The following is an 18,438-nucleotide window of genomic DNA, read 5'->3' as shown; positions in this document are numbered from 1 at the left end:
ATTGCTCCCGATATGGCGAAGTGGGCCTTACAGGCTGAAACGCCCGACCATGTTGTTCAGATCCAGCGCCAGGCGCGACAGCTCGTTGCTCGCCGCACTGGTCTGATTCGCGCCGGTAGCCGATTGCACCGACAGGTCGCGGATGTTCACCAGGTTGCGATCCACTTCGCGGGCCACTTGTGCCTGTTCTTCAGCGGCGCTGGCGATCACCAGATTGCGCTCGTTGATCTCGACGATCGCGGTATTGATGGTGTCCAGCGACATCCCGGCACCCCGCGCGATGTTCAGCGTCGATTCGGCGCGCTCGGTGCTGTTGCGCATCGAATCCACGGCGTGTTCGGTGCCGCTCTGGATGCTGCCGATCATGCGTTCGATTTCGCTGGTCGACTGCTGGGTGCGATGGGCCAAGGCACGAACCTCGTCCGCCACCACAGCAAAACCGCGACCGGCTTCGCCGGCACGGGCCGCTTCGATCGCCGCGTTCAGGGCCAACAGGTTGGTCTGATCCGCCAGGCCACGAATCACGTCCAGCACCTTGCCGATGTCACGGGATTCATTCGCCAGATCGCCGATCAGGGTCGCAGTGCTCTGCACATCGGCGCTCATGCGTTCGATGGCGCTGACGGTTTCCTGCACCAGGTCGCGGCCGTCGCCCGCCGAAGTGGTGGCGTTCTTCGAGGCTTCCGAAGTGCTCACCGCATTGCGCGCGACTTCTTCCACGGCGCTGGTCATCTCGTTGACAGCGGTGGCGGCCTGTTCGATTTCGTTGTTCTGCTGGGTCAGGCCACGGGCGCTTTCGTCGGTGACGCTGTTCAGCTCTTCCGCTGCAGATGCAAGCTGGGTGGCCGAGCCGGAGATGCGCTGCAAGGTGTCGCGCAACTTCGATTGCATTTTGGCCATGGCCGCCAGCAGACGCCCGGCTTCGTCGGTGCCGTCGACGTGGATCGGTTGGGTCAGGTTGCCTTCGGCGATGGTTTCCGCCGCGTCCAGCGCTTTGGAAATCGGCTTGGTGATGCTGATGGTCAGCAGCCAGGCGAACAGGAAGGTCAGGCCGGTCGCCACGACCAGCAGGGTGACCACCAGATTGAACGCCGAGGAATACTGGTCGACCGCCTCTTGATTGGTCTGGCTGATCTGCTCGCCGTTGATCTGCATCAGGCGGTTGAGCACGGTGTTCATCGCTTCGGAGTTGTTCAGCAACTCGGTGTTGAGCAGGTTGCGCAGCTCGTCCACCTGATTGTTGCGCGACAGGCTCTTCATCCGGTCTTCGATCTGGCGGTACTGGCCGAGCAACTGCACATATTGATCGTAGGCTGCGCGTTCCTGCGGGCCGCTGATCAACGGCTCATAGGCCGATTGGGCGGCGCGGATCTGCTGGTTGCGGGTGTCCAGCAGTTCCATGGTCTTCTGCTGCACGTCCGGCTCGCGATTAACCAGCAAGCGGTAGGACAGCACCCGCAGGCGCAAGGTCAGTTGGGTGAACTCGTCGAGGTTCTTGATGCTCGGCACGCTGCTGTTGGTGATGTCCTCGGCGGCGCCGCGGATTTTGCTCATCTGGTTCAGGGCGAACACGCCGAGAATCAGCATCAGGCCGCCGATCAGGGCGAAGCCGGTGAACGCCCGGGGGGCGATATTCATATTACGAAGGGACATGGCGCGGATACCAAAAAGGGCCGCATCCATGCGGGCTGAGACTGCTGTATGGATGACTTATCGGTCATACGACTAAAGTCTTGAGGCACTGTGCGTATTTGTCGCATATGGGCCTGGGCGACGAAGTGCAGGAACCAGATCGGCAGATCACAGTCTTTTAAACTCGCGAGAACGGTCGGCCGCCAGGAAAATCAAGGCCTTGCGCCGGTATAACCCTGGCATCCGCAGTGACTTTTCTTTATCGTACGCGCCCTTTGAAAAACGCTTGGAAGATCAAAATGTTGGAAGCATCCCTCAGCCAATTGGAACAGCTCGTCAGCGACCTGGTGCAACAGAACCAGACCCTTGCGCAAACCAACCAGACCCTGTCCACGGAACTGGCCCAGGCCAAGGATGAAAACGAAAGCCTGCAACTGAGCCTGATGGAACAGGAAGAGAAGCACGGCGCCACCGCAGCGCGCATCCAGGCTCTGGTTGATCGCGTCAACGCAGGCCCTGTCAGCGCATGAACCACGGCACCGCAGGGGTAAAAGTCATCTCCATTCTCGGGGAGGACTATTCGATCAAGGCACCGGCCGGGGAAGAACAGACCCTGCTGGATGCCGCACTGATGCTCAAGGCCGCACTGGCCGACACCAAACGCAAATACCCGACGCTGATCGGTGACCGCTTGCTGGTGCTGGCAGCGATGAACCTGTGCTCGCAGCAGATCGAAATGAAGAAGCAACATCAGGAAGAACTCGACCGTTACCAAGAGCAAGTCAGCGCCACGGTCGACACCATCGCCAAGACCATCAATCAGGGCTGATGGGGTTGCGCACAACCAAAGAATAGATTGTCGATCAGCTTGTATACAATCGGCACGGCTGTTGCATTGTTTCGGCCACTTATTCTTTGGGGGTGCTCCATGCAGTTGTGGCGACGCAGTATTCAATGGCAGCTGATTCTCAGCATGGGCACCGCTCTGCTGGTCAGCATCCTGATCGTGGTTGGCATTTATACCCTGGTGGTCAACCGCCTCGCCCAGAGCTATCTGGTCGAACAAGCGCTGCCGTCGAGCATCGAAGCGACGCGCAACGACATCGAACGCATCCTCGTCCAGCCGCTGACCGCCGCCAAAGACATCGCCAGCAATTCCATGGTGCGCGACTGGTTGGCCTCGGGTGAAGACAGCAGCAAAACAGCGGCTTTCGCGCAGTATCTGGAAGGCATCCGCGCCGAACACAAAGCCTTCACTGCACTGATCATCGGCACCGATTCCAATCACTACATCACCGAAAAAGGCCTCGACCGCACCCTCAGCCGGGCCAAACCGGCCGATGCCTGGTTTTATTCCTTCCTCGACAGCCATCAGCCGCGCACCCTGAACATCGACAACGATGGCGCCACCGGAGAATTGGCACTGTTCATCGACTTGAAGGTCGAGCAGGCCGGCAAAGTGGTCGGCGTCGCGGGACTCGGCCTAAGCATGAAAGAGCTGTCGGAGTTGATCCACAACTTCAGCTTTGGCGAGCGCGGCAAGGTCTATCTCGTGCGTTCCGACGGTTTGATCCAGGTCCATCCCGAAGCGCAGTTCAGCGGCAAGCGCACCCTCACGGAGCAGATCGGTGCGTCGGCGGCGCAAGCGGTCATGGGTCAAAAAGTTGCCGCTAACAGTTCCTTCCAGCGCGATGGCGAAGACTTCCTCGCCTTCAGCCTGCCGCTGCGCGATCTGGGCTGGACGCTGGTGGCCGAAGTGCCGCAATCGCAGATCTACGTCGAGGCCCGCAAGGCGATGTGGATGAGTGGCGGCATCGGTCTGGCGGTGGCGCTGGTGTGCCTGGCGCTGGTGGTGTGGCTGGCCCAAGGGCTGGTGCGACCGATTCGTCAGGTAACAGCCGCGCTGGTAGCGATCGGTAGCGGCGGTGGAGATTTGACCCATCGGTTAGATTCCAGCCGCGCCGATGAGCTGGGCGATCTCGCGCGCGGCTTCAACCGTTTTCTCGACAGCCAGCGCGGGCTGATTGGCGAAGTGCTGACCACCAGCGAGCGCTTGCGCACGGCAGTCGGCCAAGTGGCGAAAGTGGTGGAAAACACCGCTGAACGCTCCGGGCGCCAGCAGGAAATGACCGACATGGTCGCCACGGCGGTGCATGAAATGGGTCTGACCGTGCAGGAAATCGCCCAGAACGCCGGCAACGCCGCGCTGGCTTCACAGACTGCTCGCGATGAAGCAATGCAGGCGCGGGAAGTAGTCGGTGGCTCGATCCGCCATATTGAAAGCATGTCCGACGAGATTGGCGTAGCGGCGGGCGCGGTGGGTGAGCTGGCACAACAGGTGGCGTCGATCGACTCGGTGCTGGCGGTAATTCGCGGGGTGTCCGAGCAGACCAATCTGCTGGCGCTCAACGCGGCGATTGAAGCGGCGCGCGCCGGAGATATGGGGCGCGGGTTTGCGGTAGTGGCGGATGAAGTGCGCACCTTGGCGCGCAGGACTCAGGCGTCTACCGACGAAATCCAGCAGATGATCGGCAGCCTCAAGCAAGGCGCAGAGAATGCCGTGTCATCGATGCGCACCGGGCAGGCGGCGACCGGCACCGGGGTTGAGTCGAGCCAGCGTACCGGCGCGTCGTTGACTGCGATTACCGGGCAGGTCGAGCGCATCAGCGACATGAACCATCAAGTGGCAACCGCGACAGAAGAACAGTCGGCGGTGACTGAAGAGATCAACCGCAACGTGCAGGGAATTTCCGATCTGGCCCGCGCCACGGCCGGAGAGGTGAGGGCGTGTCGCGAGGATTGTCAGATGTTGCAGCGGTTGGCGGATGATCTGGCAAGGCAGATGGGTGGGTTCAAGCTGTCCTGAGAGATGTGTTGTTTGAACTGACGCTATCGCGAGCAGGCTCACTCCTACAGAGGAACGCATTCCAACTGTAGGAGTGAGCCTGCTCGCGATTGGATTTCAGCCGCGGCACACAACTCGGATCAGAACCACCCATCCTGCATCGCCAGGCACGTATCATCCCGCGCCTCCAGCAACGCCAGCTCATGGTGACAGCCCGGCACTTCCCACGTCAGGAAATACCGCGCCGCCTGTAGCTTGCCCTTATAGAAGTCAGCATCCGCCGCATTGCCTTTGGCCAGCCCCTCCTCGGCGCGGATCGCCTGTTCCAGCCAGCGCCAGCCAATCACCGTGTGCCCGAACACCTTAAGGTACAGCGCCGAATTCGCCAGGCTGCTGTTGACCTTGCCCTGCGCCAGATCGGTCAGCAGGCCGATGGTGACTGTTTGCAGGCGCGCCACCAGTTGCTCCAGTGGCTCACGCAGTGCGGTCAACGATTCATACGCGGTCGCGCGCTCGGCGGTGTTGGCGATCAGACGGATCAGTTGCTTCAATCCGGCGCCGCCGTACTGCGCCAGTTTGCGCCCGAGCAAGTCCAGCGACTGAATGCCGTGAGTGCCTTCGTGGATCGGGTTCAGGCGGTTATCGCGGTAGTACTGTTCCACCGGGTATTCGCGGGTGTAGCCGTGACCGCCGAGGATCTGGATCGCCAGTTCGTTGGCCTTCAGGCAGAACTCCGACGGCCAGGATTTGACGATCGGCGTCAGCAAGTCCAGCAGCTCGTGGGCCTGTTTGCGCTCGGCTTCGGTTTCCAGCGTGGTGGTGTCATCGAACAGCCGCGCCGCGTACAGGCCAAGGTCAAAGGCCCCTTCGACGTAGGACTTTTGCGTCAGCAGCATGCGTCTGACATCGGCGTGCTGAATGATCGCCACTGGCGCCGTGGTCGGATCCTTGCTGTCCGGCACTCGGCCTTGCGGGCGTTCGCGGGCGTATTCCAGCGAGTAAAGGTAACCGGCGTAACCGAGCATCACCGCGCCCATGCCGACGCCGATCCGCGCCTCGTTCATCATCTGGAACATGTAGCTCAAGCCATGGTGCGGCTTGCCCACCAGATAGCCGACGCACTCGCCGTTATCGCCGAAGTTCAGCGCGGTGGAAGTGGTGCCGCGCCAGCCCATCTTGTGGAACAGCCCGGCCAGCAGCACATCATTGCGCTGGCCGAGGCTGCCGTCAGCGTTGACCAGAAACTTCGGCACGATGAACAGCGAAATGCCCTTCACCCCCGGCGGCGCGTCCGGCAGCTTGGCCAGGACCATGTGCACGATGTTTTCCGACAGCGGATGATCGCCGCCGGAAATGAAGATCTTGTTGCCCTTCAGGCGATAGGTGCCGTCAGACGCCGGCTCGGCGCGGGTACGAATATCCGACAGCGAGGAACCGGCGTGCGGTTCGGTCAGGGCCATGGTGCCGAAGAAACGGCCGTCGATCATTGGTTGCAGGAATCGCTGTTTCTGCTCGTCGGTGCCAAAGCTTTCGATCAGATTGGCCGCGCCCATGGTCAGGAACGGATAGGAAGTAGTCGCCGCGTTCGCCGCTTGAAAGTGCGCAAAGCAGGCTTGCGACAACAGTGTCGGCAGTTGCATGCCGCCGGCTTCGAAGCTTCGCGCGGCATTGAGGAAGCCGGCCTCGAGGAACGCGTCCACCGCCGGTTTCACTTCGGGAATCAGCATCGCCTGACCGCTCTCGTAGCGCGGCTCGTTCTCGTCGCCCTTGCGGTTGTGCGGTGCGAAGTATTTCTCGGCGATGCTGCGCGCGGTGCCGATGGCCGCGTCGAAGGTCTCGCGGTTGTGTTCGACGAAGCGCTCACGCCGGGTCAGGCCCTCGGCATCGAGGACTTCGTACAGCTCGAAAGCCAGATTGCGGGAACTGAGCAGCGTCTCGGACATGGCGGCCTACCTGAACATTGGGATTGGGCCGAGTCTAGGCGTGCTGATAAAGACTGAATACGATGATTGATAACGGTGATGTCAGGGCCGAGCACCGACTTAACAAACACCCCAAAACAACTGTGGGAGCGGGCTTGCTCGCGAATGCGGTGGATTAGTCACTGGAGATGTCGACTGACACAACGCCTTCGCGAGCAAGCCCGCTCCCACATTGGGATTTGATTGTCAGGCAACCATCGCGGTTGCCTGACTTCTCGGGTTTAACCGATAGTCATCAGGCTGGCATTACCCCCCGCCGCCGCGGTGTTGACGCTCAATGCACGCTCGATCACCAGACGCTCCAGCGCAATGTTGGTCTCGCCCTGGGACAGGCCCTGAACGCCAACGATCGCACCGGCGCGCTTGGCAATCTGCTGGCAGACACCACGCAACTGGTCGGAATGGCCGTGATGCAGCACGGCATCAAACACCACTTCATCCTTGTGCCAGTCGGCAACCCGTTTGATCCGCGCCTGAACTTCCTTCGGCAGGCGTGTGAACAATGCCTTGCTGATGTCGGACTCCGGCCATACCGCCGAACCGCCGACCGCCAAGACCGCCGCCAGTTGGGTCAGCAGATCGCCTTCGACGTCGGCCAGGCACAGCACGTGTTCACGCGGCAGGATCGCGTAGCTGTTCTTCTCGCCGGTCGGGCCGGCCAGCACGCGGGTGATGCCGCTTTGCGATTGCGCGGCGTACTGCACGCACAGTGTGCTCAGTTCGGCGTACTGGTTGCTTTCGGCCCAAGCCTTGAAGGCGTTCAGCGGTTTGCTCATGGCATCACGCAGACGCACGTCCGGGGCGACGGCTGCATCACCGCGAGCGAAGGATTGCTCGATCGCGTCAGTAGGACGGGTCGACAGCAAGCGGTACAGGTACAGCGGACCACCGGCTTTCGGGCCAGTCCCCGACAGGCCTTCGCCGCCGAATGGCTGCACGCCGACCACGGCACCGACGATGTTGCGGTTGACGTAGACGTTACCGGCGTTGACGTTGTCGATCACCTTGGCGATGGTCTCGTCGATGCGGGTGTGTACGCCGAGGGTCAGGCCATAACCGGACGCATTGATCTGGCCGATCAACTGGTCGATGTCCTTGCGCTTGTAGCGCACCACGTGCAGCACCGGGCCGAAGATCTCGCGTTGCAGCTCGTCGAAGCTTTCCAGCTCGATCAGGGTCGGCATGACGAAGGTGCCGCGTTTGACTTCTTCGCTGTCGGCGATAGCCACCTGGTACACGCTGCGACCTTTATCGCGCATGCCCTGGATGTGCTTGTCGATGCCGGCCTTGGCTTCGGCGTCGATCACCGGGCCAATGTCCACGGACAGACGCTCAGGGTTGCCGAGACGGCTTTCCGCCATCGCGCCTTTGAGCATTTCGATGACACGGTCGGCGGAATCTTCCTGCAGGCACAGCACGCGCAGGGCCGAGCAACGCTGGCCGGCACTGTCGAAGGCCGAGGACACCACGTCGATCACCACTTGTTCGGTCAGCGCCGAGGAGTCAACGATCATCGCGTTCTGCCCGCCGGTTTCGGCGATCAGCGGAATCGGACGGCCCTGGCTGTCGAGACGGCCAGCGATGTTGCGTTGCAGCAGGCGCGCGACTTCGGTGGAACCGGTGAACATCACGCCTTTGACGCGCTCATCACCGACCAGACCGGCGCCGACGGTTTCACCGCGACCCGGCAGCAGTTGCAGCACGCCTTCGGGAATCCCGGCTTCCAGCAGCAAGCGCACGGCTTGCGCGGCGACCAGCGGAGTCTGCTCAGCCGGTTTGGCCAGTACCGGGTTACCGGCAGCCAGTGCGGCAGCGACCTGACCACTGAAGATGGCCAGCGGGAAGTTCCACGGGCTGATGCACACCACCGGGCCCAGTGGGCGGTGGGCGTCATTGCTGAAATCGTTGCGTGCCTGCACCGCGTAGTAGCGCAGGAAGTCGACCGCTTCACGCACTTCGGCGATGGCGTTGGCGAAGGTCTTGCCGGCTTCACGGGCCAGCAGGCCCATCAGTGGCTGGATCTCGCCTTCCATCAGGTCGGCGGCACGCTCCAGAATCGCCGCGCGCTCGGCTGGCGGAGTAGCCTGCCAGATTGGCGCAGCATTCAGCGCGCACTGGATCGCGTTGTCGACGTCTTCGACGGTAGCTTCCTGCACGTGACCGACTACATCTCGGTGATCCGCCGGGTTCAGCACTGGCGCCGGGGCTTCGTTGCTGGCAGCGCAACCGAGCATCGGTGCGGCTTTCCAGTTGTTGTGCGCAGTGGCGAGCAGGGCGCAGGACAGCGAGGCCAGACGATGTTCGTTGGCCATGTCGATGCCGGCGGAGTTGGCGCGCTCGGCGCCGTACAGGTCACGCGGCAGCGGAATGCGTGGGTGCGGCAGGCCGAAACCACCTTCCACGGTCGCCATCTGCTCGATCTGCGCCACCGGATCGGCCACCAGTTCCTGAATCGAAATCGACTGGTCGGCGATGCGGTTGACGAACGAAGTGTTGGCGCCGTTTTCCAGCAAGCGACGCACGAGGTACGCCAGCAGGGTTTCATGGGTGCCGACCGGTGCGTACACGCGGCACGGACGGTTCAGCTTGCCTTCGGAAACTTTGCCTACAACTTGCTCGTAGAGCGGTTCGCCCATGCCGTGCAGGCACTGGAATTCGTACTGGCCCGGGTAATAGTTCTGACCGGCAATGTGGTAAATCGCCGACAGGGTGTGGGCGTTGTGCGTGGCGAACTGCGGATAGATGACTTCCGGCACCGACAGCAGTTTGCGCGCGCAGGCAATGTAGGACACGTCGGTGTACACCTTGCGGGTGTAGACCGGATAGCCTTCCAGGCCTTCGACCTGGGCGCGCTTGATCTCGCTGTCCCAGTACGCGCCTTTCACCAGGCGGATCATCAGGCGATGACGGCTGCGACGGGCCAGATCGATCACGTAGTCGATCACGTATGGGCAACGCTTCTGGTAAGCCTGAATCACGAAGCCGATGCCGTTCCAGCCGGTCAGTTGCGGTTCGAAGCACAGGCGCTCGAGCAGATCCAGCGACAGCTCCAGGCGATCGGCTTCTTCGGCGTCGATGTTCAGGCCGATGTCATATTGCTTGGCCAACAGGGTCAGCGACAGCAGGCGCGGGTACAGCTCGTCCATCACGCGCTCGTACTGCGCACGGCTGTAACGCGGGTGCAGGGCCGAGAGCTTGATGGAAATGCCCGGGCCTTCATAAATCCCACGGCCGTGGGAGGCTTTGCCGATCGAGTGAATGGCTTGTTCGTACGACGCCAGGTACTTCTGCGCATCGTGTTCGGTGAGGGCCGCTTCACCGAGCATGTCGTAGGAATAGCGGAAGCCCTTGGCTTCGAACTTGCTCGCGTTGGCCAGCGCTTCGGCGATGGTTTCGCCGGTGACGAACTGCTCGCCCATCAGACGCATGGCCATGTCGACGCCCTTGCGGATCATTGGCTCGCCGCTCTTGCCGATGATTCGGCTCAGCGACGAGGTCAGACCAGCTTCATTGTGGGTCGACACCAGTTTGCCGGTCAGCAGCAGACCCCAGGTGGCGGCGTTGACGAACAGCGACGGGCTGTTGCCCAGGTGCGGCTGCCAGTTGCCGGTGCTGATCTTGTCGCGGATCAGCGCATCGCGAGTGCCTTTGTCCGGGATACGCAGCAGCGCTTCGGCCAGGCACATCAGGGCCACGCCTTCCTGGGACGACAGGGAAAATTCCTGTAGCAGGCCCTGAACAATGCCTGCACGACCGCCGGCACTTTTCTGGTTACGCAGTTTTTCCGCGATGGTCGCGGCGAGTTTGTTGGTGGCGTCGGCCATCGGTGCCGGCAGGCGTGCCTGCTCGATCAGCATCGGCACCACTTCCGGCTCAGGGCGACGGTAAGCAGCGGTGATCGATGCGCGCAGTACCGATTGCGGCAGGATGCTTTCAGCGAATTCGAGGAAGCACTGGTGGGCGTGATCGGTCTGCACTTCGCCAGCGTCATCGCTGTCCTTGGCGGTCAAACCGTTCAGCTCGGTCAGGGTTGCACCACCCTCGAGTTTTTCCAGGTAATTGAAAATTGCCTGCTTGATCAGCCAGTGCGGTGTGCGATCAATCGAGGTCGCGGCAGCCTTCAGGCGCTCGCGGGTCGGGTCATCGAGTTTGACCCCAAGGGTGGTGGTAGCCATATTTTTATCCTCATGGTTGCCACAGTTGCGTGGCATCAGCTGGCGGCAAGATTAGCCTTGCACTGGAGGAGGTGCAACCGGGTGCAACCCTTTTTTTGTCGGAAAAATAAACGCTTCGTCAGGAATTATTTTCTGGTACTGAAGTGCCGCTCCTGCTTGGTGCTTTTTACTTCTAGCGGAGCGCCGTGACTGCGCTAAAAAGGAGCAAAAACGGCATATTTATCGGTATATCCGACTAGGTGCAACTTAATCGCCAGAAACTGGTTGCACCTTTTTTACTTTGTTGCATAGCATTCGCGCCCAAGGTGCAACCGGGAATACCCGGTGCATCGGCTGGTGGCTTTCCTGGGGAAACATCAGTCCTAAATGCGCGGGATCCCGTTTCGTCTGCCAAACGTCGTCGTTTGTGGGCGATCAATCACCGCTGCAACATAAAAACAAAGCCAGGGCGTAACTTAATGAGCGTAAGCAATCCAACACTGATCACGTTCGTGATCTACATCGCAGCAATGGTGCTGATCGGCTTCATGGCCTATCGCTCCACCAACAACCTTTCAGACTACATTCTTGGCGGCCGCAGCCTCGGCAGCGTGGTAACGGCTTTGTCCGCCGGTGCTTCCGACATGAGCGGCTGGTTGCTGATGGGCCTGCCGGGTGCCATCTACATGTCCGGTCTGTCCGAAAGCTGGATCGCCATCGGCCTGATCGTCGGCGCCTACCTGAACTGGCTGTTCGTCGCCGGCCGTCTGCGCGTGCAGACTGAGCACAACGGCGATGCCCTGACTCTGCCGGACTACTTCTCCAGCCGTTTCGAAGACAAAAGCGGCCTGCTGCGTATCATCTCGGCGGTGGTGATTCTGGTGTTCTTCACCATTTACTGCGCTTCCGGCATCGTGGCTGGCGCCCGTCTGTTCGAAAGCACCTTCGGCATGTCCTATGAGACGGCGCTGTGGGCCGGTGCTGCGGCGACGATTGCCTACACCTTCGTCGGCGGTTTCCTCGCGGTGAGCTGGACTGACACCGTACAAGCCACGCTGATGATCTTCGCGCTGCTGCTGACGCCGATCATCGTGCTGCTGGCCACCGGTGGCGTGGACACCACGTTCCTCGCCATCGAAGCTCAGGACCCAAGCAACTTCGACATGCTCAAGGGCACCACCTTCATCGGCATCATCTCGCTGATGGGCTGGGGTCTGGGTTACTTCGGTCAGCCGCACATCCTCGCGCGTTTCATGGCCGCTGACTCGGTGAAGTCGATTGCCAACGCCCGTCGCATCTCCATGACCTGGATGATCCTGTGCCTGGGCGGCACCGTCGCCGTGGGTTTCTTCGGTATCGCCTACTTCTCGGCGCACCCGGAAGTGGCCGGCCCAGTCACCGAGAACCACGAGCGGGTGTTCATCGAGCTGGCAAAAATTCTTTTCAACCCGTGGGTTGCCGGTGTCCTGCTGTCGGCGATTCTCGCCGCTGTGATGAGCACCCTGAGCTGCCAGCTGCTGGTTTGCTCGAGCGCTCTGACCGAGGACTTCTACAAAACCTTCCTGCGCAAATCCGCTTCCCAGGTGGAACTGGTGTGGGTCGGTCGCGCGATGGTGTTGCTGGTGGCGCTGATCGCTATCGCCATGGCCGCCAACCCGGAAAACCGCGTACTGGGCCTGGTGTCCTACGCCTGGGCCGGTTTCGGTGCCGCGTTCGGTCCGGTGGTGCTGATCTCGGTGATCTGGAAGGACATGACCCGCAACGGCGCACTGGCCGGCATCCTGGTCGGCGCGATCACGGTAGTGGTCTGGAAGCATTTCGAACTGCTGGGTCTGTACGAAATCATCCCGGGCTTCATCTTCGCCAGCCTGGCGATCTACATCGTCAGCAAAATGGGCGAGCCAACCAAAGGCATGGTGCAGCGCTTTGAAGCGGCGGAAAAAGATTTCCACCTGAACAAGTGATGCATTGAGCTTCGGCTCACCAAAGTACGGCCCGCTTCCTATAAGGAGGCGGGCCGTTTTTTTATGCCCGTGATTTCTCAAGAACTTGGAGAACCCGGTGGGAGCTGGCTTGCCAGCGATGGCGGTGTGTCAGTGAGCCAATAAGTTGGATGTGCCGGCCTCATCGCTGGCAAGCCAGCTCCCACAAGTCCAGTGGTGGTTTTGGGGGATATGTCTGTAGTCGATTGCGCCAATATCCGAAGGCTTTTTCGACAGGAAAAGTAGGGCAAATCTGATTTTCCCGTCACCCACCCAACACCTCTTGCCCCTCATGCAGAATCGCCCGCCCTCAATCTGCAGAGAGACATCGGATGTTCGCGCCTGCCAATCAACCGCGTTTCACGTTGACCCTCGAAGGCGCCCAAGTTGATCTCAAAGTCCTTGAGTTCACGGGCAAGGAAGCCATCAGCCAACCCTTTCGTTTCGAGCTGGAACTGGTCAGTGAGCGTCCGGATCTGGACCTCGAAAGCCTGCTGCACCGTCAGGCGTTTCTGAGCTTCGATGCGGAAGGTTCCGGTGTCCATGGTCAGATTTATCAGGTCGGGCAGGGCGATTCCGGGAAACGTCTGACGCGCTACCACCTGAGCCTGGTGTCGCGTCTGACCTACCTCGGTCACCGCATCAACCAGCGGATTTTTCAGCATCAGACGGTTCCACAGATCGTCGCGCAGATCCTCAAGGATCACGCAATCCTGCGCGATGCCTTCGAGTTCCGCCTCGGCAGCGATTACCCGGTGCGGGAATATTGCGTGCAATACGCCGAGAGCGATCTGGCGTTCATCCAGCGCCTGTGTGCCGAGGTCGGCATTCATTACCACTTTCAGCACAGTCCCGAAGGCCATCTGTTGGTGTTCGGCGACGATCAAACGGTGTTTCCGCGCCTGGCCGAGCCGACGCTGTATCTGCCGGGCAGCGGCATGGCGTCAACGGCGCCGGCCATCAAGCGCTTCAACGTCCGGGTGGAGACTCGCACCAGCGTGGTCACCCGGCGCGACTACAACTTCGAAAAGCCGCGACTGCAACTGCAAAGCCGCAGCGACAGTGAGCAGCGCCCGGTGCTCGAGGACTATCACTTTCCCGGCCAATTCAACGATCGAGAAACCGGCAGGCAACTGGCGCAACGTACGCTGGAAAGGCATGTCGCCGACTACCGTCAGGCTGAGGGCATCAGCGACGTATCCGCACTGGTTTGCGGACATTTCCTGCAACTGAGCGAGCATCCGCGCCAGGACTGGAATGACCTGTGGCTGCTCACCGTCATCGAGCATCATGGCCGACAGCCGCAAGTGCTGGAGGAATCGGTGACCAGCGATGGGGAAACATTCCAGGGTTACCGTAATACCTTTCTTGCCACGCCGTGGGAGGTGTTCTTTCGCCCGGCGTTGGGGCCGGAAAAACCGCGCATGCCCGGTTATCAACCGGCCGTGGTCACCGGGCCGCAAGACACGGAAATCCATTGCGACGAGTACGGCCGGGTCAAGGTGCAACTGGCCTGGGATCGTGACGGCGAGCTCAACGAGCATTCCAGTTGCTGGCTGCGCGTTGCCACGGGCTGGGCGCATGATCATTACGGCAGCGTGCTGATCCCGCGGGTCGGCATGGAAGTGCTGGTCGGTTTCATCGATGCCGATGCCGACAAACCGTTGGTGATGGGTTGCCTGCCAAACGCCGCAACTCCGCTGCCACTGGATTTGCCAGCGGACAAGACCCGCAGCATCTTCCGCAGCCAGAGCAGCCCCGGTGGTGGCGGTTACAACGAGCTGCGCATCGAGGACAAAAAGGGCGCCGAAGAAATCTACCTGCGCGCCCAGCGCAACTGGACGCAGCATGTCCTGCACGACCAGCAGGTGCAGGTCGACAACCACCGCAGCATTGTCGTCACTGGCCTTGCCAGCCATGAACTCAAGGCTGACGAGCAGCGCATCACCCACGGCCAGCGCCAGACCGAAGTGAAACAGGACGATCACCTAACGGTTATTGGTGATCGGCATATTCGGGTGAGTAGTCAGGCAACCAGTGCGAGCGCACAAATTCACGTCAGTGCCGGGCAACAAGTGGTGATCGACGGTGGCGCGAGCGCGACGATTCAGGCCGGCGGGCAATGGATCAACATCGGTCCCGGCGGGATTTTCAGTAGCGTGCCGATTGTCGTGGGTGGGGCGCCAATGGCGGCGATGAGTGCAGCGCCGGGATTGCCGGGATTGCCGGCAAAACTTGCAGCAGCACCAGCGGCCATGCTCACTGCTGCGCAAATCATGAGCTTTAAAGGTGATGCACCATTCTGCGAAGAATGCGAGCGCTGCAAGGACGGTGTCTGTGCTGCCTGAGTGCCTCACACCTGCAGAGTGGTTGGCGCGTGAACCGCTGAAACCTGCGGAGCAACTGTTCGCGATCTTCAGTAGCGCCAGCGACGCCAGGCCTCCGCTGGTTGCACCGAGCCCGATCTGGGCAGAGACGATCTACGCCGAGTGGGACGCGGTGATGCCCTTCGTGGGAATTGTCGCTGCGGACAGTGAGTTTCTCGATTGGGTGGCCTCTACCGAGTCTCGCGACTGGGGGTGGTTGGCAGTGTCCTCGGCGAGCCTGGAGGTGGTAGTTGAGCACTTTCGCAGCCTGACTCAAGTGCTGATGCCGGACGGCGCAGCGGTGTTTTTTCGCTTCTGGGATGGGCGGTTTTTGTTGCCGATCCTGCAGTCCGATGAAGTGCAATCGGCGCAGTTGATGCCAGTGATCTCGCGCGGCTTGATCAATGGACAGGCCGTGGATATCGGGGGCAGGGCGCAGGTTTCAGGGCGGGTGTTTCCCTGGTGGAAAGTGCCTGAGTCAGTGCTGGCTTCAGCAGGGAATTCAGTCCGGATCGGGAATGCGCTGCAGTGGCTGAGCGAGGAGCATCCGGCGCTGTACGAGGCGTTTCCGCAGGCTGTGTTGCGCTGCAAGGTTCAGCAGTTTTTTCAGGTTTCGGCGTCGGAAGAATCGTCGCAATCGGCGTTATTGGCATATTTGCAGGACGAAGCGGAGTGAAATTTCCGGGCGAAGGCTTCGGAAATTTCCCGCGAGTTGCGGCGGATTTCATGAACTGGTGGGCGGTGGGTTGCGGGGATAGTCTTTTCGTTGTCACTGCGAGAGTGGTGGCAGGGTGTAGGAACCCGTTACCTATGGTGCATCAGCGCTGTTGATTTAATTGCGACATGTAACTTGTGCCAGCAATATCTTTAGCGGCGGCTGTGTGCGGGGCACGCTTTGGCGTGGCCGAATTCCATGGGTCGGTTCCTACTCCCGTGCACAGCTGCCACCCGATCCCGTAGGAAGGAGCGAGGCAGCTCATTTTCACATCCATGGTAGAAAATATGACGATGCTTAAACCCGACCCACCCTACAAAAAAATCATCCCCCATCCCGAAAACCGCTTCATGGCCCTGACCGGCAATTGCAGCGACATGCCCACCCTGTTCATCGATACCCAAGTTCCCCTCGACATCCTCATGGACGCCGCCAACCACCGCATCCGCGCCGTTATTCAAGTGCTGGAAAACATGTGCATGCGCGGCTCGGTCGAGTGCGACTCAATCATCCTCAGCGACTTCGCCATGCTCTGCGCCATTCCACTGCGTGACGGTTGCGATGTGCTGGATGTCATCGGCAAACGCCTCGGCAACCTATCCCTGTAAGTTTGAGAGCGTTTTTGTGGCGAGGGAGCTTGCTCCCGCTCGGCTGCATAGCGGCCGCAACCAGGTTGTCGCGGCGTCAGACGGAATGAGGGATTGAGGTCTTGGGGCCGCTGCGCAGCCCATCGGGGATGAATCCCCTCGCCACAAAGGCAAGGGCAAAAGATCGCAGCCTTCGGCAGCTCCTACAGGGGGGAACGCCAATCCCGTGTAGGAGCTGCCGAAGGCTGCGATCTTTGCTGTTGAGGCCCGCTCGGCCGCCAACCCCTGACTTGCCGCCCGGTAAAAGGTAAACTTTGCGCCCTTCGCAGGAGCAGCCATGAATTATCGTCACGCCTTCCATGCCGGCAATCACGCCGATGTGTTCAAACACCTGACCTTGACCCGCCTCATCGCGCTGATGTCGCGCAAGGAGCAGCCGTTTGCCTATCTCGATACGCACGCCGGTATCGGTTTGTATGACTTGCAGGGTGATCAGGCCAACCGTACCGGCGAGTACCTGGAAGGCATTGCGCGTTTGTGGGATCAGCCGGATCTGCCGGCGCTGACCGCCGACTACATGAAGGTGCTGCACGAGATGAACCCGGATGGCCAGTTGCGCTACTACCCGGGTTCGCCGGAGTTGGCGCGGCGTCTGACCCGGCCTCAGGACCGGGTGATGCTCAACGAGAAGCACCCGGAAGATGGCGTGCAGCTCAAAGAGAACATGGCCGGCGACCGTCGGGTCAAGGTGCATCTGGGCGAGGGCTGGCATGTGGCGCGGGCGATGTTGCCGGTGCAGGAGAAGCGTGCGGTGATGTTGATCGATCCGCCGTTCGAGCAGCTCGACGAGATGCAAAAGTGTGCGGCGTCGCTGAAAGAAGCGATTGGCCGGATGCGCCAAACCGTGGCGGCGATCTGGTACCCGGTAAAGGACCAGCGTGCGCTGCGACGTTTCTATCAGGATCTGGCTGGTACCGGTGCGCCGAAGTTGCTGCGCGTGGAACTGCTGGTGCATCCACTGGATACGCCGAACAGCCTCAACGGCTCGGGGATGGCGATTGCCAATCCGCCGTGGGGGCTGGAGGAAGAATTGCGTGAGCTGCTGCCGTGGTTGTCGAAGAAGCTTGGGCAGACTCAGGGCGGGTGGCAGATGGATTGGTTGATTGCTGAGAGCTGATCAACTGTTTTAGCGGTGTCTGAACGGACGCCTTCGCGGGCAAGCCCGCTCCCACAAAGTACTGCGCCATTTTGAAGTCGGCGCTAAACCTGTGGGAGCGGGCTTGCCCGCGATGCTTTGGGGTTTAGTTACCCGCCAGGCTCGGTGGCATGCACACGCCGGTGCCGCCAATCCCGCAATAGCCCTCAGGGTTCTTCGCCAGATATTGCTGGTGATACGCCTCGGCGAAGTACACGGTAGGCGCCTGCTCGATCTCGGTGCTGATTTCGCCCAGACCCGCCTTCGACAGTTCAGCCTGATACACCGCTTTGCTCTTCAGCGCAGCGTCCAGTTGCTCTGGCGAGGTGGCGTAGATCACCGAACGGTACTGGGTGCCTATGTCGTTGCCCTGACGCATGCCCTGCGTCGGGTTGTGCAGCTCCCAGAACATCGCCAGCAGCTCTTCGTAGCTGACTTTGTCCTTGTCATACACCACCAGCACTACTTCGGCGTGGCCGGTCAGGCCCGAGCAGACTTCTTCGTAGGTCGGGTTCGGCGTGTAGCCGCCGGCGTAGCCGACCACGGTGCTGACCACGCCTTCGCGCTGCCAGAAGCGGCGCTCCGCCCCCCAGAAGCAACCCAGACCGAAGATCGCAAAGTCGACGTCCTGGAAAAACGGGCCGAGCAGCGGAGTTTCTTCGAAGACGAAATGCTTTTCAGGCAGGGTCATCGCGGTTTCGCGGCCGGGCAGAGCTTGATCTTTGGTCGGTAGCACGTTTTTGTTCACCAGAATTTCCGAGCGCAGAACCATGATCGTTCCTCTCAGTCAGGATGGGATGTAAAAAGTCAGACCGTCAGTGTGCCGAATGATGCCGGATTTCGCACTATTCAAATGTGGGAGCAACTGTCTTACTGCCACCGTTCGTCACCGCCACTCTGTGCCGTCTCGCAGCATGGCATTCAATCTGATCAGCAGTATTCGCATACAGGCGATGAGCGCGACTTTCGCGCTCTTGCCC

At 60.7% G+C, this 18,438-nt stretch carries 11 protein-coding genes and 3 pseudogenes; 9 read left to right on the top strand and 5 right to left on the bottom strand.

Translation table 11 applies throughout. The annotated features are described in order from the left end of the window. Positions 1–27: 27 nt before the first annotated feature. Both QRN61_RS27660 and QRN61_RS27655 read right to left on the bottom strand, forming a co-directional pair. Positions 28–627, bottom strand: a pseudogene (locus tag QRN61_RS27660) (methyl-accepting chemotaxis protein); the annotation flags it as partial. 303 nt (positions 628–930) lie between these two features. Next, positions 931–1,587, bottom strand: a pseudogene (locus QRN61_RS27655) (MCP four helix bundle domain-containing protein); the annotation flags it as partial. 344 nt (positions 1,588–1,931) lie between these two features. On the opposite strand from QRN61_RS27655, the gene QRN61_RS01800 reads away from it, so the two are divergent. The 4 genes and pseudogenes from QRN61_RS01800 (at position 1,932) to QRN61_RS27645 (ending at position 4,498) form a co-directional block, all read left to right on the top strand. Beyond that, positions 1,932–2,162, top strand: a complete 231-nt coding sequence (locus QRN61_RS01800) for a hypothetical protein (protein ID WP_007967306.1) — start codon at positions 1,932–1,934, stop codon at positions 2,160–2,162. After that, complete coding sequence (locus QRN61_RS01795) at positions 2,159–2,461, top strand: cell division protein ZapA (RefSeq protein ID WP_095138056.1); 303 nt, start codon at positions 2,159–2,161, stop codon at positions 2,459–2,461. Before QRN61_RS01800 ends, QRN61_RS01795 begins: the two co-directional genes overlap by 4 nt. A 99-nt stretch (positions 2,462–2,560) precedes the next feature. After that, positions 2,561–3,631, top strand: a pseudogene (locus tag QRN61_RS27650) (HAMP domain-containing protein); the annotation flags it as partial. A 126-nt stretch (positions 3,632–3,757) separates the two neighbouring features. Then, a complete protein-coding gene (locus QRN61_RS27645) occupies positions 3,758–4,498 on the top strand; it encodes a methyl-accepting chemotaxis protein (protein ID WP_443531845.1) in 741 nt (246 codons plus the stop codon). Positions 4,499–4,617: 119 nt separating this feature from the next. Here QRN61_RS27645 and QRN61_RS01785 read toward each other — a convergent pair whose 3' ends face one another. Together QRN61_RS01785 and putA are read right to left on the bottom strand one after the other, a co-directional pair. Further along, positions 4,618–6,420 (bottom strand): acyl-CoA dehydrogenase, encoded by a 1,803-nt coding sequence (locus QRN61_RS01785; protein ID WP_285373090.1) that lies wholly within the window; start codon positions 6,418–6,420, stop codon positions 4,618–4,620. A 260-nt stretch (positions 6,421–6,680) separates the two neighbouring features. Beyond that, the gene (putA, locus tag QRN61_RS01780; protein WP_285373089.1) at positions 6,681–10,634 is read right to left on the bottom strand and encodes a trifunctional transcriptional regulator/proline dehydrogenase/L-glutamate gamma-semialdehyde dehydrogenase; all 3,954 of its coding nucleotides are present in this window, start codon (positions 10,632–10,634) and stop codon (positions 6,681–6,683) included. Positions 10,635–11,092: 458 nt separating this feature from the next. Here putA and putP point away from each other — a divergent pair, with 458 nt between their 5' ends. The 5 genes from putP (at position 11,093) to QRN61_RS01755 (ending at position 17,440) form a co-directional block, all read left to right on the top strand. Further along, positions 11,093–12,577: a sodium/proline symporter PutP gene (gene putP / locus QRN61_RS01775; RefSeq protein WP_103368701.1), complete on the top strand. Its 1,485-nt coding sequence runs from the start codon at positions 11,093–11,095 to the stop codon at positions 12,575–12,577. Between the two features lie 350 nt (positions 12,578–12,927). Further along, on the top strand, positions 12,928–14,943 hold the full coding sequence (locus tag QRN61_RS01770) for a type VI secretion system Vgr family protein (protein ID WP_285373088.1): 2,016 nt from the start codon (positions 12,928–12,930) through the stop codon (positions 14,941–14,943). After that, positions 14,933–15,637, top strand: coding sequence for a DUF4123 domain-containing protein (locus QRN61_RS01765; RefSeq protein ID WP_285373221.1), 705 nt, complete (start codon positions 14,933–14,935; stop codon positions 15,635–15,637). Before QRN61_RS01770 ends, QRN61_RS01765 begins: the two co-directional genes overlap by 11 nt. Before the next feature lie 326 nt (positions 15,638–15,963). Continuing rightward, positions 15,964–16,284 (top strand): hypothetical protein, encoded by a 321-nt coding sequence (locus tag QRN61_RS01760; protein ID WP_096794864.1) that lies wholly within the window; start codon positions 15,964–15,966, stop codon positions 16,282–16,284. Positions 16,285–16,600: 316 nt separating this feature from the next. Next, positions 16,601–17,440: a 23S rRNA (adenine(2030)-N(6))-methyltransferase RlmJ gene (locus QRN61_RS01755; RefSeq protein ID WP_003220988.1), complete on the top strand. Its 840-nt coding sequence runs from the start codon at positions 16,601–16,603 to the stop codon at positions 17,438–17,440. A 124-nt stretch (positions 17,441–17,564) separates the two neighbouring features. Here QRN61_RS01755 and msrA read toward each other — a convergent pair whose 3' ends face one another. Then, positions 17,565–18,230, bottom strand: coding sequence for a peptide-methionine (S)-S-oxide reductase MsrA (msrA, locus tag QRN61_RS01750; RefSeq protein WP_097087056.1), 666 nt, complete (start codon positions 18,228–18,230; stop codon positions 17,565–17,567). Positions 18,231–18,438 lie beyond the last annotated feature (208 nt).

It is taken from the genome of Pseudomonas sp. lyk4-TYG-107, assembly GCF_030209055.1.
In the GTDB taxonomy this organism is placed as follows: domain Bacteria; phylum Pseudomonadota; class Gammaproteobacteria; order Pseudomonadales; family Pseudomonadaceae; genus Aquipseudomonas; species Aquipseudomonas putida_A.
Note: the sequence above shows the minus strand (reverse complement) of the source record. Positions and strands in the feature narration are given on the sequence as shown.

Excerpts from the sequence above, each read along its gene's own strand:
- QRN61_RS27645 (WP_443531845.1), top strand. The coding sequence starts at position 3,758 with ATGACCGACATGGTCGCCACGGCGGTGCATGAAATGGGTCTGACCGTG.
- QRN61_RS01800 (WP_007967306.1), top strand. The coding sequence starts at position 1,932 with ATGTTGGAAGCATCCCTCAGCCAATTGGAACAGCTCGTCAGCGACCTG.
- QRN61_RS01785 (WP_285373090.1), bottom strand. The coding sequence starts at position 6,420 with ATGTCCGAGACGCTGCTCAGTTCCCGCAATCTGGCTTTCGAGCTGTAC.
- putA (WP_285373089.1), bottom strand. The coding sequence starts at position 10,634 with ATGGCTACCACCACCCTTGGGGTCAAACTCGATGACCCGACCCGCGAG.
- QRN61_RS01760 (WP_096794864.1), top strand. The coding sequence starts at position 15,964 with ATGACGATGCTTAAACCCGACCCACCCTACAAAAAAATCATCCCCCAT.
- QRN61_RS01795 (WP_095138056.1), top strand. The coding sequence starts at position 2,159 with ATGAACCACGGCACCGCAGGGGTAAAAGTCATCTCCATTCTCGGGGAG.
- QRN61_RS01770 (WP_285373088.1), top strand. The coding sequence starts at position 12,928 with ATGTTCGCGCCTGCCAATCAACCGCGTTTCACGTTGACCCTCGAAGGC.
- QRN61_RS01755 (WP_003220988.1), top strand. The coding sequence starts at position 16,601 with ATGAATTATCGTCACGCCTTCCATGCCGGCAATCACGCCGATGTGTTC.
- putP (WP_103368701.1), top strand. The coding sequence starts at position 11,093 with ATGAGCGTAAGCAATCCAACACTGATCACGTTCGTGATCTACATCGCA.
- msrA (WP_097087056.1), bottom strand. The coding sequence starts at position 18,230 with ATGGTTCTGCGCTCGGAAATTCTGGTGAACAAAAACGTGCTACCGACC.